The organism is Pedobacter suwonensis, assembly GCF_007833675.1.
In the GTDB taxonomy this organism is placed as follows: domain Bacteria; phylum Bacteroidota; class Bacteroidia; order Sphingobacteriales; family Sphingobacteriaceae; genus Pedobacter; species Pedobacter suwonensis.
The window spans coordinates 145,539-160,396 of the sequence record NZ_CP031708.1; the positions used below are offsets into that span (position 1 = coordinate 145,539).

Below are 14,858 nucleotides of genomic sequence, written 5' to 3' on the forward strand. Positions count from 1 at the left end.
TTATTTTATGTGCTTAAATAAGCGGAGCGTTTGTAGCTAAACCGAATTTAGATTGAAGAGCGATGATATCTAAACGCAAAAAGGGCTTTGGCGTACCAAAAACCCTTTTTGTTTCATACTCGCGAAATATTATTTTCCAGAGTTTTTCTTTTCAGTTACTTCTGCACGGATTTCTTGTGCTAAAACTTTAAGATCTTGCATTGCTTTACGCACACGAGTACCAGCAGCTGCGTTGCCAGCATTGTAAAATTTTTCTACGTCTGCTTCAATAGCAGCAACAGCAGCTTTAACTTTTGAGAATTTTTCCATCGCTAATTGATGTTTTAAGGTTTAAAAAATTTATTTTTTTTCAATAATACATATTTACCTCGAATTAACAACAGAAAGCAAATATTTATTTACAATAAGTTTTGCACATTTTCAAAATCAAAAAAATGCCCTGGCACATATTACAACCACATTTTTAGTTTTTTTAAATTAAAATAAGTTGATTTATGTCATTTGTTTGGAGAGCATAATCAGGTTATTAAAGGTTTGGTTTGCGCTATTGCTACAACGTTCGTAATCGGCTTCTGCAACATGCTCGTTTATTACCATAACAAAGCTTTTCCATTTAGTACTGAGCTCATCACCATACACACCGTAATAATTTAAGCCACCCTCCTGGTTTATAAAATTTGGATTGGCCAGTATATGCTTTCTAATTACGTTACCACCTAATGTAGCGCCCTCAAGCACATATAATGCGCCTAAAACCTCTGCTGTATGCTGTTCAGGAACAAATAATTCGAAATTTAAACCCGGTAATGTCAAACTGCTTATTTCCCAGTAATTCAGGTCTTTTTCTAAAGCATTCAACTTAAAACGACCTTTCATGTCTAATTTCTCCGCAATAGCCAGGTCTAGCATATTTGCCAGTGCATTCTCCAGTTTTTGGTGAACCATATAATTAATGGTTAACAGCTTTTTATATTGATCGATACTTAGTGAATGGTTCATAATTTCGTTAACGAACATCATTGACTCTAGTGTTTTGTGATTATGTGCTGTTTCCGTTCTCAGTAAATTGGCAATCATACAGGGAAGTTTTCGATGAAATAGAAAAAATCCGGGCCTGCCGCCAGATTTTTTCATATTTGTATTATATTATTAATTTAACCTCAAGTGCTGGTTAAACCAAAAGTCGTGTACGGAATGTACGCACTTAACCAGGTTCTCGTAACCATCCGGTTTGGTGAGGTAAGCATTGGCTCCAAATTCTATCGATGCTTTTACATCGTCCGGATTATCTGATGTTGAAAATAAGATAACCGGTACGGTTTTTAAATAAGGAATATCACGTATAAATTTCAATAAATCCAAACCGGATAAGCCCGGTAAGTTCAGGTCAAGCAGGATTAACTTCGGTTTGGTTTTAAGTTCTGCAAAATGCTGAAGTTTTTTCAATGCCTCTACCCCATCTTCAACTATGGCCAGATTAAGCGTCTCCTTAACTTCCTGTACAGCACTTTGCATAAAAAATGCATAGTCTATGTCATCTTCAACATAAAATATATCTGGTGTTCTCATTTATCTGTTTTTAAAAGCTACAAAAAAGGTAGATCCAACATTTAACTTACTTTCGAACCAAACCCTGCCATGATGTTTCTCTACAATCCTTTTTACTATAGCAAGTCCTACTCCTGATCCTTCAATATCTTTCACATTATCCATGCGCTTAAAAAGCTCAAAAACCCTGTCGTAATAACGGTTATCAATTCCTATACCATTATCTTTTACCGAATAGATGATTTCTCCCCCTTCTATATACGCAGCAACTTCTACTTTGGGTTTGTTGGCATTTGAAGAGTATTTTACAGCATTTCCGATCAGGTTGGTAAAAACCTGTGTAATCATGGTTTTATCTCCTTTGATATTGGGAAGTTGTCCTAAAACCAGGGTAACATGATCTGCTTTGTAGGCTGCCCAAACTTCGCTGGTGATGTCTTTTATTAAAGAGGCTATATCAACTGTTTCAAAATTAATTTCAGAGCGGCCAACTCTTGCCAAATTTAAAATCTCTTTAATTAACAAGTTCATTTTATCGGCACCCACCAAAATTCTGCTTAACATTTTTTTACCTCCCTCATCTATGCTTTTGTTTTTAGACATCAGCTCTGCGTAGGTTTTAATAGAGGTAAGCGGTGTTCTTAAATCATGCGACACGGTGTAGCTAAACGTATCCAGTTCTTCGTAAGCGGCCTGAAGTTTTTCATTAAGCGATCTGATCTCGTTTGCTTTTTTATTAATATCGGTAATGATAATTTCGCGTATCCTTAATACGGAGGCAATTTCTTCAGCCATCCATTTTTCTGAAGTATTATTAACAACCTCCGCCCAGATTTCGAAAGATTTACGGGGAGATAAACTCATCAAACCATTTTCTGACGGAACTACAGCTTTGTCCGGATTTCCAGCCCAATTTACCTGTGTAATCATTTCCGGCTTAAACCAAATGATCATTTCGCCCATTTCCTTATTGATCACGCATGAAAGAATGCCAGACGCTACAGACTTGTATTTCTTAGCCGGAGAATAGATTTCAGACAACCGATGCGTATAATATAACGACTCATCGCTGGTGGTTTTTAACCAAAAAGCAAGGTCACTTATTTCTTCTGCTGATGGTACATTCCCAATAGTTTTAAGCTCATTTTCAAAAATGATCGCCACTCCGCTGGCTTTAGTGGCATCCAGAATGGTTCGTTTATGGGTGGTTATCGCTTCCATCAGATATTTATCCCGGTTTAAATGGTCTGACAGTATATTCGCGGTATTTTTAAATTGTTCAATAATTTTGGCATCTTCCTCTTCCTGGCGATATTCAAGCGCTGAGGAAAGAATCTGTCCGATTAACTTGGCACCCTCTCTTGCCTTATAATCTATAAATTTAGGGCTATAGTTATGGCAGGCAATCAACCCCCAAAGCTCGCCATGAGAAATCAGGGAAATACTAAAACTGGAGTGGACACCCATGTTTTTCAAATATTGAATATGAATGGGTGATACGGCACGTAAGCCGCCGTTTGTTAAATCCAGCGCTTCACCCTCCTTAAATGTAATCACCTTCGAATCGGTTATGTTTACATCAGCAATTAACCTCGTTAAGTTGAGCTTATACAGTTGTCTGGCCTGCTTTGGAATATCTGTTGCCGGATAGTGTAAGCCAAAAAATGCTTCCAAACCGGCTTCTTTTTCTTCTGCTACCACTTCACCATGGCCATCTTCTAAAAACTTATAAACCATGATCCGGTCGTAATTGATCAATCGTTTTACTTCCTTGGCAGCACCTTTTAATAAGGACTCTATGTTTTTTCCCTGAAGCATCGATGAGGCCGAACGGCCTATAGAACTTTGAATGTCATATTGAAGTGTAACAGGTTCAAATTCCAATAACCAATCGTTTTTTGAGGAAGAAATAATCAGGTAAAAGGGATTTCCTTCAATTTCTATTGGATGCGGACTTATGGCATCGAAACTTTTACGAATGATACCCAGCTTTAACAAATCCTCGATATGGAGAGCTGAATCCGGTTGGCTGATTAAATCATTTAATGTAGATAAGGGAGTATTTAATAAGCTTTTGGCATCTTGTTTTAAAAAATCTCCTGTATTTTCACTGATATAGGAAATGGTTGAGCTATTTTTATCAACAGCTATCAGAAAACCATGTGATTGAATCTTGCCCGGTATATGAATTGGCTCTTGATCACAATTGGTCAGGTCTACAGAAAATTTACTCATGTGTTTGATGTTGCAACATATTTAATCTCGCAAATTAACAATTTTAAAGCCTAATTTTAGAATGTCTCTAATTTGATAAATTCAGATTTGAGATTTATTTTTTGTTATATATTTGTTTGAATTTAAAAAAAACCATTCAAACTTTGGCAAAGAAAAACATTTTGGTGATTGAAGATAACCATGCAATCCTAGACGTTATCACACTTATTTTAGAGAGCGAAGCATTTAACGTTGAGGGATTAAATAAGGGAGCTGATTTTATTAACCATGTTCAGGAATTCAATCCAGACGTAATCATCATGGATATTATGCTCCCTGACGTTGACGGAAGGGTCCTTTTAAAGGAACTTAAAAATTCCGGGGCTACAAAGAACATTCCGGTTTTGATGATTTCCGCCCGGTATAACGCCAGCAACTATGCACTTGATGGTGTAGAGGCGGATGACTTTATGGCCAAACCTTTCAACATTGATGAGTTAATGGATAAGATTTACGCTTTATTAAAAAGCTAAATTTTTAGTCAGGCATACCCGGTAATTTTATTCCTCCAAGTTTTAGGTTTTTCATCAGCACTTCCAGAAATGAAAGCTTGGTATCGGTAAATCCATGAGCATTTACCCAGATATTTAAACTTGCTTTGAAACCGTTATCCTCTAAAGAGGATACACCAATTCTCCTTTCGGGGGTTTTTAAGCAAGACTTAAACTCATCCACCGTTTTATTAAAAATGGAAACTACTTTTTCGTAATCTATTCCGTAGCTAAATTTAATTTCTATATCCAATCTGCGGGTACCTTCCCTGCTGATGTTGATAATCACCTCATTAGATAGTTTACTGTTGGGTATCACCACAGTTCTGTTATCAAATGTTTTCACAATGGTATAAAATATCTGTATTGAGGCTACAGTTCCTTCCTGGCCCTGCGCAATGATGTTATCTCCGGCAACAAATGGTTTCAGGAGTAAAATCAATACACCGCTGGCAAAATTTTGCAGGGTGCCCGACAACGCCAAACCTGCCGCAACGCCAATACCACCAATCAGTACGGTTAAAAAAGTAAGCTGAATGCCAATAACCTGCATCACGGTAAGAACAAGCAAAACCCTCAAAGTGATGATGATCAGGCTTGTTAAAAAAGGTCGTAGTGACGGATTGATGTCTTTACGGTGCATGCCGCCCTGCATCCATTTTCCCAGCAGCTTAATGAGCCATAAGCCAAAAATAAGCAGTATAATCCCTAAAATTACTGAAGGTCCCCTGTCTATTATCCAATCGTAAGCTTTATCATAAAAACGGTTTACATTACCCGCATCAACTTTCATAATGGTATTCAATGTATCTATGATTATTGTTTTTTCTGTTTAGCTGATTTGTCTTTAGTTACATCCACTTTCTCCGCATCTTTTGCTGATGTCACTTTATCATCAGCACCTTTGGCTTTAACATTTTTCGGTGCAGTAGCCTTGCTACTTTCGGCCGATGTTTTTGAATCTTTCATATAGTTTAATCGTTAATCTTCAGCATTAAGCCAGGCTTTTGCCTCTTCTATTTCTTCAGGTTTAAAGCCTTTCGACTGACCATGTGTAGCGATGGTGAATACGTCAGTAAACCACTCCACTCCTTTTTCAGCGCTTACAACTGCAATTTTTTTCCATTTACTGAAATTTTGCAGGCCCGCTTTAATGTCTTGTGCCCATGCACCGGCCGTAAAATTTTTTACGTCAGTTTCCAATACCAGCAAATACCTGATTTCTTTAAACCTCCTGGCCGTCCTTTGCAAACCGGTTAATAAAACGCTTTTAATATCATCACTGGTAACTTCTCCCGTGGCTCTTACGCCAAAAATGTGATCTGGTAGTCCTGTAATTTCTGTCAACATAAATTATTCGTTTATTTAAGAACAGATTAAGCTGTCAAGAAGTTTGCCATTTATATAAATTCTGAAAAGTTGTGTTATCATAAAAACACTTGTATTACTGATTACGTTATAAAGCCGTATTAAAAAGTAAAACAACCCTATGAAAAACAACCTGCTAAAACCTATTATTCTGGCTTTTGGAACAACCATTTTGCTTTCAGCCTGTACTGGCGAAACAAAAAATATAACAGTTACAGATTCTTCCATGACTGATTCTACGCAGATGGCGACATTAAAGCCTGCCGGGCCTGCACCGGAATGGGGCAAAACCATCAGACCTGAAATGCAGGTAATAATAGAAAAGTTAAGCAGTTATGGTGATCAACCCATAGAAACTTTAAGTGCTACTGATGCACGTAAGAACCATACCCCAACAGATGCGGTAATGGACGTAGCCAAACAAAATAATATTGCGGTACCAATGCCTAAGGTAGATACCACTGGAAAGGATATTGATGCCGATAACGGGAAGGTTCACCTGCGTATTTACACGCCTAAAGTTGGAAACGGGCCTTACCCGCTCATTGTTTATTATCATGGCGGTGGTTTTGTTATTGCTAATGTGGATGTTTATCATGCATCTGCCGAGGCCCTGGCAGAACAAGTGGGCGCAATTGTCGTTTCTGTGGCTTACCGCCTGGCGCCAGAGAATAAATTTCCTACGGCGCACAATGATGCATTTGCAGCTTACGAATGGGCAGTTAAAAATGCTGTAGACTTAAAGGCAGACCCGGCAAAAATTGCTGTAGCTGGCGAAAGTGCGGGTGGAAATTTAGCAGCAAACGTTTCTATTATGGCCAGAAACAAACACATTATGCTTCCTGTACACGAAGTTTTGATCTATCCCATTGCACAAGCGGATACGAATACCGAATCTTATAAAATGTATGCGAATGCAAAGCCTTTAAATAAAGCGATGATGGGCTGGTTTACAGAAAAATACCTAAATAGCATGATCGAAGCGCAAGATACTAAAATATCACTGGTTAATGCCAATTTAAGCGGACTTCCATCAACCACGATCATCACCGCCGAAATAGATCCTTTGCATGATGATGGCGTAATGTTGGCTGATAAGCTTAAAGCTGCCGGGGTAAAAGTTGATCTTAAAAATTATGAGGGTGTAACACACGAGTTTTTTGGCATGTCGCTTCTTGTACCAGAAGCTAAAGCCGCACAGGCGTATGTTGCTGACCAGTTAAAAGCTGCCTTTAAATAAAATCAGCTGCATTGGAGTGGAAACACTTCAATGCAGCCTCGTATGTGCGCTCAGCTTGAAACTTTAAAAATCCCCTTCCAACCTAATAACTGCAAACTGACAACTGCGAACTGTTAACTGATAACTGCAAACTGTCTAAGCTCCTTTCTTCGAACCCAGACTCTGCATCAACTGGTCATACAAATCATCACTTGAAGCTTTTTTCGGTTTCATCTTTTTAACGGTAGCCCGCTTTCCTTTGGCCTTGGCTTTAATAATTTTCAGTAATTCGTTACTGTAATCATCTTTGAATGTACTCAGGTCAAATTTTGAGCTGTATTGTTTAATCAGGGCCAGTCCTACATCCATTTCTTTTTTAGTGATGCTGATATCATCCGCCTTATTAATTTCGGATAAACTTCTGATTTCCTGGTCAAACCTAATTTTTGTGATGACAATAACGTTTTCCATGGGATGGATAACACAAAGATTTTCGGTATTCCTTAACACAAACCTGGCCACGCCGGCTTTGCCAGATTTCTGTAAGGCCTTTAACAATAAGCTATAGGCCTTTCTACCCTGCTTTTCAGGTTCGGTATAATAAGATGTTTCGTAGTAAATGGGGTTAATATCTTTGATATCAACAAAATTTTCGAGTTCAATAATCTTTGTTTTTTCAGGTGCAGCCTCCTCAAAATCATGTTTGTCTAAAATGATGTACCTGTCCTTTAAAAAGTAACCTTTAACGATCTTATCATAAGGTACCTCTTTTTGTGTATTTTCATTTACCCTTAAAAATTTGATCTTGGCATGGTCGCGTTCGTCAAGCATATCCAAATCAAGGTTACTGTTCTGGACACCTGAAAATAACTTAACCGGAATATTTACCAAACCAAATCCAATTGAACCTTTCCATATTGATCTCATAGCGAAATGTTTAAAATATTAACCTATTAACAGGTGTCTAAACTTATTGTTTTGGGTTTACAAGCTGTAAATCGTTCAAACAGCAAACTATTTGGAACCAATAATGTTATTTAACCATAACCTTATAGAAATACTTGTGAAACTATTATGATTTTTCAAAGTAATAAAGGGAACGAAGAGATCACGATTGTGTAATTACCATTGAAAACATTTATAAAGATGAAAATAGCCTATATTTCTACCTATCCGCCCCGTGAGTGTGGTTTAGCTACCTTCAACCAAAATTTAGTTAATGCTTTAAGTTTAAATCCTACCTACGATGCCCGCAGGAGTTTTGTAGTTGCCATGAATGAGTCGGATGATGTAAACGAACATCAGTACCCGGGCGAAGTAAAATTTGTTATCCGACAACAAAATCAACAGGATTATATTGAAGCAGCTGATTTTATCAATAACAGTGATATAGATACTTGTATTATTGAACATGAATTTGGTATATATGGTGGTAATAGCGGTGTTTTTTTGCTTTCACTAATTAACCGGTTAAAAAAACCTTTCATCACTATTTTGCATACGGTTTTGAAAGAACCAAATTTTATGCAACAAACCATTATCAAGGAAATAGCATCTAAAACGGCTAAATTGGTAGTGATGAGCAAAAAGGCAGTAATGTTTTTAACAAGCATATACCAGATTCCACAGGCATCTATTAAATTAATAGAACATGGTGTTCCTGATTTAGAACCGATCGTTAATAATCAAATCGAGCAGAGTGATTTATTTAGGGGTAAAAAAGTACTTTTTACTTTTGGTCTGATTAGCAGGAATAAAGGTTTAGAAACGGTAATCAATGCTTTACCGGATATCGTATCAAAACATCCTGATGTTTTATACCTGATTTTAGGAAATACCCATCCTGGTGTAGTTAAACACAACGGCGAAGAATATCGCGACAGTTTGAAGGCCCTGGCAAAAGATTTAGGTGTAGAAAAGAATATCGCTTTCGTCAATAAATTCGTTTCGGAAGAAGAACTGCATCAATATTTAACCGCATGCCATTTATACATTACTCCCTATTTAAATGAAGCCCAGATTACCAGCGGTACCTTATCATATGCTATTGGCGCGGGTGCGGCAGTCATTTCTACACCTTACTGGCATGCACAGGAGTTATTGGCCGATAACAGAGGTAAATTATTTGATTTTAAAGATCATCATAAACTGGCCGCAATTGTTAATGATCTTTTAAGCGACAGCGATAAATATCACAAACTGAAGCAGAATGCTTATGAATACGGATTAAACCTTCGTTGGCCGGCGATCGGAAGTATTTATCTTAATGTATTGAATGAAGCGCTATCTGCAGGGACGAAAACAGAGCGGTCAATCCCGCCGATTATCGACGTAGAAGGAATGCCTGCTTTGAATTTAAGTCACATTGCTCTACTAACAGATGATACCGGAATTATACAACATGCCCGCTTTGGCATTCCGAATTTAAAAGAAGGTTATTGCATTGATGATAATGCACGGGCATTGATTATGGCCATTATGGCTGTGGAGCAGAATAAAAACCGAAGGGCTTTAGCTTTTATGCCAATATACCTCAGTTTTATTCAGTACATGCAAACAGATGATGGAAATTTCAGGAATTTCCTGAGTTTCAACAGACAATTTTTAGATGAGGTTGGCTCTGAAGATTCATTCGGCAGGACCATTTGGGCATTAGGTTATCTGGTTTCCAGCGCACCGAATAATTCCTATCGGGAGTTTGGCCGCGAACTTTTTTCTCATTCTGTAAAACACTTTAAAGAACTAAAATATCTGCGCGGAAAGGCAAATACGGTTATTGGTTTATCTTATTACCTGAATGCTCATCCCGGAGATGAATTGATTAGCCAGGAGATAAATATGCTGGCAAGTTCATTGGTGGCATCATATAAAGAAAATAAAGATGGAGACTGGCATTGGTTTGAAGATATTCTGACTTATGATAATGCCATTCTTCCTTTAGCTTTGCTTCATCATTATGATGTTACAGGCAACAAGGAATCGTACCAGGTAGCTATGGAAAGTATTAAATTCCTGAACAGTTTCTCTTTTGAAAACGGATACCTGAATCCGGTTGGAAATGCCGGCTGGATGAAAAAGCATGGTAAAAACCCTATTTATGATCAACAGGCTATAGAAACAATGGCCATGGTTTTATTGTATGCTAAAACTTATGAGATTACTAAAGATGATCAATACCTGAACCTGATGCACATCAGTTATAAATGGTTTCTAGGCGAAAACAGCCTTCACATCCCACTGTACGATTATGAAACCCATGGCTGTGCGGATGGATTGCAGTTTAACAGTGTGAACAGAAATCAAGGTGCCGAAAGTACATTGGCTTATTTTATCTCGCACTTGGCGATTTTAAAAATTGCTGAAGTAGAATATGAAACTTTGTCTTCACCACTAATGGAAACAGAGAAGATCGGTTAGATCAATAGACTCGCCCGGAGCTATCAAAAGCTGGTTCGAAATGAATCAGCTTTTTTTTTGAAGATCAATTTATTTGATAAATAAAAATATAAAATAGCCTGTCTCAAAATAACAGATTAAATAATAGCAGTAGAATTTAATTTGGGTATGTCGTCATGCTCAGCTTGACTGGGCATCTTAATGCTTTGGTATGGACTGATTTAGTTGCTGTTCTATCGCATTAAGATTGGCTTCGCTGAACTCTGCATGGTTCCCGTTGTCACGGGAATGAAGCCCTTTCAAAATATTATTCTGCCAAAAATCCCCAAAATCATTTCTGAGATAGCCTCTTCGTGTGAAAGGATTTGTTACTAAAAATATTAAACCAATAATTTCAGCTTTAACTTCGATTCTGGTTTTGTCCAGGCTAACTTTAGCCTGTAATAATAAAGAAGAAGTGTCTAAACGATTTGTTTTAATTTAATGGCGGTATTTAAACTGCTTGAGCCGAAACTTCTAAATCTCGCGCTGAAATTAAATTATACCGGTGTCAGAACGTGAATGATGATCGTTGGCAGTATATTAAATCTGATTATTCTCTAATAGCCTATTCAACAGTAACTCCAAATTTACAGTAGCAAATGATGAGCTATAATCTGATAAACCGTAAGGTATAATCAGTTCGCCATTGCTGATAATAGAACCACAAGAGTATACTACATTTGGTACATAACCTTCCCGTTCGTCATTATTTGGGATAATCAATGGTTCCTTTAAATGGCCTATTTCAATACTGGGATCCTCCAGGTCCAATAAACTCACACCAATGCAATATCTTCGCATCGGCCCAACTCCATGCGTAATCACCAGCCACCCTTTTTCAGTTTCTATGGGCGAACCGCAATTGCCGATCTGCACCAGTTCCCAATCGTAACGGGGCTGCTTTAAAAGAACCGGGTTTTCCCAAACATTCACCTTATCCGAAAACATCAGGTAATTGTTCCATCCATCTATCCGACTCATCATCACATATTTTCCTTTGATTTTCCTTGGAAATAAAGCAAGGTTTTTATTCTGTGCACCGTCGCCATAAAGGGGAATCACTTTAAACTCATAAAAATCTTCTGTTTGAACGAGTTTGGGAATAATTAAAGAACCATCAAAAGCAGTGTAGGTGGCATAGTATAGTACTTTGCCATCATCTTTAATAAACTTGACAAAACGAGCATCTTCAATCCCCTTGCGTTCAAATTCTGAGATAGGAAAAATTACACGATCAGAAATATCCGTATCCTTTGAAAAGGTGATGGTGTGATAAGTGTCTGATAACCAAAGTACCTTATCGTATTCGATTAAACGTGCCGGATTCTCTTTATATAAGCTTTTAGAATCTTTGATGATATTGCTTAAACTGGTGTATTCAAATTTATCATCAAGTTTAGACTCAATTTCTTCTAAAACAGCAGGATCAATCTGCGCATAAGCCGCTTTTTTCAGGAATAGTTTTTTGATGTAGATGGCATTCTTTACTACCTCGGCCTCATCAACATAATTTCCAACTGGTAAAACCTGTATGTTGTTATTTTTATCAATTAAGGCACGTCGGAATACGATAGATGAAATGTGTCCCTCTCCTACAGCCCTAAAACTTATGATTACCCTTTTTTCACCTTCAACTAAATCGGTCTGATCAGGATCATCAACAATACTCGGATTGAAAAAAGCAGCCGATTCTATGGAATATTCGTGTGTAAAATATGCGCCAATCAATAACCGGGTATATTCATCAATGTCTTCGAATGAGGTACCCAGGGCTAAAAACTGCTTTTTTAATTTCTTACAATGACGGGTTAAGATTTTAGTGATATTCCGGTGTCTTTTGGAATATTCCTGCAGTATAGGCGATATCAGTGAAAACACTTTTTCATCCGAAAATTCCAAGACCTTTCTGATTACTTCCAGTGCCCTCTCCTCTCCATTAAAAAAAAAACGTGCAATAACTCTCTTTGTATCTGGATTTACCTTAACAGGTTTACGTTCTATATATAGTCTCATTTTTTAAAAGTTATGATGGTAATTTTAATGCATTCGGCTCTGTAATCTCCAACCTAAACATAACGAAAATTACTGCTTAATTGTTTATGGTATTGTATATAATTTTTACCTTTAGTGATTCATCCATCTATTAAATTGTGCCATAAATGCTATACGAAAAAGCAGAACATGATATCTCTTCAGATGAAACCTTACGGTTGAAAAAGCTGGGTAATTACGAGATATTAAATACCCCGCCAGAAAGTGCTTTTGACCAGATTTCGCAGCTGGCTGCTGAAATATTTGATGTGTCATTTGCCGGGATCTGCTTTGAGGGTGATGGTAATTTTTTCGTGAAGTCGGAGGTCGGCGGAGCTGCATTGGAAGTTATTCAAGATCAGGCTAAGGCAGGATTTACTTTTTTTACTTCAGCACCCATCGTATCGCCTGACGGTTATCACCTTGGACTGATTTACGTTGCAGATAAAAAATCTAAACCAGTCGACGAAAAGAAGTTGAAAATGCTGCGGTATTTAGCTGATATGGTAGTGGAAAAACTGGAGTCCAGGATGGCAATAAGGAGAACTTTAAGGGCTTATGATGATCGTTTACATGTACTTGTTCATGATCTTAAAAACCCAATGACCACCATTACGCTACAATCTGAATTGTTGGGACGAATTCCAGGTATTGATGATAAGGCATCTTTAATTGCGGGTAAGATTAATGCACAATCTAAAAAGATGATTGATAATCTGAACGGCATTTTAAGTGCTGCCCGGAAAGAGGCAACTTCATTTAAGCCCCAAAAGAATAAGATAGATTTAAGACAAATTCTGGAAAAAGTAAAGAAAGAATTTACGCCAGCGCTTGAGCGTAAAAATCAGACAGTTTTAATCGAAATTGAGGAAACTGCTGAGGTTTTTGCTGACCCGGATAAAATCGCTATGGTTTTTAGCCAGTTGATTGATAATGCGATCAAGTTTTCGCCGATAGGAAATAAAATTGTGATCACCCATCAAAGTTTTGACAATCACATCACCATTGCGATGAAAGACCATGGCGTGGGTTTAACCCAGGAGGATTTAGACAGCGTTTTTCTGAAATTTGCGCGTCTGAGTTCGGTAAGTACAAATCGGGAAAATAGTTATGGATTGGGACTGATTACAGCAAATGCGCTTGTGGAGATCCATAAAGGGAAGTTGTGGGCAGAAAGCGATGGAAAAGATTTGGGATGTACTTTTTATGTAACGTTACCCGTCAAATAAGTTTGAATCTACTAAATCGTTGATTTTCATTTCCTCAAGTATTATCCTTTCGGGTACAATATTGGTATGGTATGACCATTTGATTAATCTTATCAAGCCATCAGCAATTTCGATCCCGGTAATATCGCCGTCACTAAAGCAGCAGCATCCGCTGTTAAAATAAACCGGCTTGTATTTGCCAAAAATCGGGGCCTGGTCTCCTTCTTTGATCCGTTTATGAAGTTCGGCATTTAGAAACGCGATGTCGCTGGTATTTTTCTCGTCTTTTGCTTTTTTTAACTTCATGTAAATTCGTTCCAGATGAGTTAATGAGGCAAAAACTGGCTGGTGCGTGTGCCCCGTAATTAAAGCCATATTACGCTTGGTAATCGCCCAATTGTACATCAGTGTGTTGTGAACTGTTTTAAGCTGATTATCGTATGCCGGCGTATTCAGATTAATCTGAAGGTACGACTGTAGCGGTGCCCATATCGTACTTACAAACCATTTGCTAAACCAATTTCCGTCACTCTGCAAGTCGCCCTGATGTCCATGCGTTAAAAAAATATCAAGTTTTCCATTCTTTACCGGCATCCTTAATATGGCTCCTTCGTATATACGGATCGCGGCTCCGTAAAGTCTGTTGAGGTTAAATCCAGCCAACGGATCATTATCCCAATATAAATCATGGTTGCCAAATATTTTGGTGAACTGATTTTTAGCAATAAATGCTTTCTCTGCTTCGAATGTTTCTTTATTGTGTTTGATTACCGATTCGAGCAAATTCTCCCAAAGCTCCTCACTATCCCCTAAATTTATATAATGAAAGTTCTGTTCATTATAATACTGAAGTGCCTTTAAATAATTTTTTTCAGCTAAAGTGAAATCGTCTGCATCATCTCTGGCACCTTTATGCTGATCTGAAAAAATAATGAATTTATGATCATCAGTAACTTCGAAAATAAGTCCACGTTTTCCAGGGTTATCATTAATGGTCTTGTAAAGTTTATCTAACGCCTCATGGATGCGTTCAGGGTTGGGATTTGAACTAAACTTATTCGACAGGTGAATAATCCAGGAACTGAGTAAACGTTGTAGAAATTTGCGCATAGATAAATAAGCCTTTGCCAGGATGTTATTGCTCAAAATAACAAAAAATATGATTAATCGTTTTGTTTCGTGAAATCGTTCAGGGGTATTGCTTTTAAAACATGTGCAAAAATTAATTAGCCACGGAAACACAGAAATCACGGAGGAGATTAAAATTTTTCCGTGTTTTTC

14 protein-coding genes are annotated in these 14,858 nt (G+C 37.6%); 4 read left to right on the forward strand and 10 right to left on the reverse strand.

Annotated elements, in window-relative coordinates:
- Window positions 1–129: 129 nt before the first annotated feature.
- The 4 genes from DV942_RS00655 to DV942_RS00670 all read right to left on the reverse strand — a co-directional run bounded on the left by DV942_RS00655 (window position 130) and on the right by DV942_RS00670 (window position 3,783).
- Window positions 130–309: a hypothetical protein gene (locus tag DV942_RS00655; protein WP_056096518.1), complete on the reverse strand. Its 180-nt coding sequence runs from the start codon at window positions 307–309 to the stop codon at window positions 130–132.
- A gap of 183 nt (window positions 310–492) precedes the next feature.
- Window positions 493–1,020 (reverse strand): biliverdin-producing heme oxygenase, encoded by a 528-nt coding sequence (locus tag DV942_RS00660; protein WP_244950787.1) that lies wholly within the window; start codon window positions 1,018–1,020, stop codon window positions 493–495.
- A gap of 129 nt (window positions 1,021–1,149) precedes the next feature.
- Window positions 1,150–1,569, reverse strand: a complete 420-nt coding sequence (locus tag DV942_RS00665; RefSeq protein ID WP_145854405.1) for a response regulator — start codon at window positions 1,567–1,569, stop codon at window positions 1,150–1,152.
- Window positions 1,570–3,783, reverse strand: coding sequence for an ATP-binding protein (locus tag DV942_RS00670; RefSeq protein ID WP_145854407.1), 2,214 nt, complete (start codon window positions 3,781–3,783; stop codon window positions 1,570–1,572).
- A 143-nt stretch (window positions 3,784–3,926) separates the two neighbouring features.
- Between DV942_RS00670 and DV942_RS00675 the strand changes: the two genes are divergently transcribed.
- A complete protein-coding gene (locus tag DV942_RS00675) occupies window positions 3,927–4,295 on the forward strand; it encodes a response regulator transcription factor (RefSeq protein WP_090979154.1) in 369 nt (122 codons plus the stop codon).
- 4 nt (window positions 4,296–4,299) lie between these two features.
- Here DV942_RS00675 and DV942_RS00680 read toward each other — a convergent pair whose 3' ends face one another.
- Genes DV942_RS00680 through DV942_RS00685 form a run of 3 tightly spaced genes read right to left on the reverse strand, consistent with a single transcriptional unit; the run spans window position 4,300 to window position 5,663 of the window.
- Window positions 4,300–5,118 carry a mechanosensitive ion channel family protein gene (locus tag DV942_RS00680; RefSeq protein WP_244278681.1) on the reverse strand — a complete coding sequence of 273 codons (819 nt, stop codon included), beginning with the start codon at window positions 5,116–5,118 and terminating at the stop codon, window positions 4,300–4,302.
- Between the two features lie 11 nt (window positions 5,119–5,129).
- The gene (locus DV942_RS23365; RefSeq protein ID WP_166672290.1) at window positions 5,130–5,282 is read right to left on the reverse strand and encodes a hypothetical protein; all 153 of its coding nucleotides are present in this window, start codon (window positions 5,280–5,282) and stop codon (window positions 5,130–5,132) included.
- 12 nt (window positions 5,283–5,294) lie between these two features.
- Window positions 5,295–5,663 (reverse strand): SpoIIAA family protein, encoded by a 369-nt coding sequence (locus DV942_RS00685; protein WP_145854409.1) that lies wholly within the window; start codon window positions 5,661–5,663, stop codon window positions 5,295–5,297.
- A gap of 139 nt (window positions 5,664–5,802) precedes the next feature.
- Here DV942_RS00685 and DV942_RS00690 point away from each other — a divergent pair, with 139 nt between their 5' ends.
- Complete coding sequence (locus DV942_RS00690; protein WP_145854411.1) at window positions 5,803–6,921, forward strand: alpha/beta hydrolase; 1,119 nt, start codon at window positions 5,803–5,805, stop codon at window positions 6,919–6,921.
- 135 nt (window positions 6,922–7,056) lie between these two features.
- Here the strand turns inward: DV942_RS00690 and ku are convergent, their stop codons facing one another.
- Window positions 7,057–7,827 (reverse strand): non-homologous end joining protein Ku, encoded by a 771-nt coding sequence (gene ku, locus DV942_RS00695; protein WP_090979164.1) that lies wholly within the window; start codon window positions 7,825–7,827, stop codon window positions 7,057–7,059.
- 219 nt (window positions 7,828–8,046) lie between these two features.
- Between ku and DV942_RS00700 the strand changes: the two genes are divergently transcribed.
- Window positions 8,047–10,317: a glycosyltransferase family 4 protein gene (locus DV942_RS00700; RefSeq protein ID WP_145854413.1), complete on the forward strand. Its 2,271-nt coding sequence runs from the start codon at window positions 8,047–8,049 to the stop codon at window positions 10,315–10,317.
- 561 nt (window positions 10,318–10,878) lie between these two features.
- On the opposite strand, the gene DV942_RS00705 is transcribed toward DV942_RS00700, so the two are convergent.
- Window positions 10,879–12,351 (reverse strand): glycoside hydrolase family 130 protein, encoded by a 1,473-nt coding sequence (locus DV942_RS00705; RefSeq protein WP_090979170.1) that lies wholly within the window; start codon window positions 12,349–12,351, stop codon window positions 10,879–10,881.
- Window positions 12,352–12,497: 146 nt separating this feature from the next.
- Here DV942_RS00705 and DV942_RS00710 point away from each other — a divergent pair, with 146 nt between their 5' ends.
- Window positions 12,498–13,598, forward strand: a complete 1,101-nt coding sequence (locus DV942_RS00710) for a sensor histidine kinase (protein ID WP_145854415.1) — start codon at window positions 12,498–12,500, stop codon at window positions 13,596–13,598.
- Here DV942_RS00710 and DV942_RS00715 read toward each other — a convergent pair.
- The gene (locus tag DV942_RS00715; RefSeq protein WP_450091364.1) at window positions 13,584–14,723 is read right to left on the reverse strand and encodes a metallophosphoesterase; all 1,140 of its coding nucleotides are present in this window, start codon (window positions 14,721–14,723) and stop codon (window positions 13,584–13,586) included. The genes DV942_RS00710 and DV942_RS00715 overlap by 15 nt on opposite strands.
- Between the last annotated feature and the right edge of the window lie 135 nt (window positions 14,724–14,858).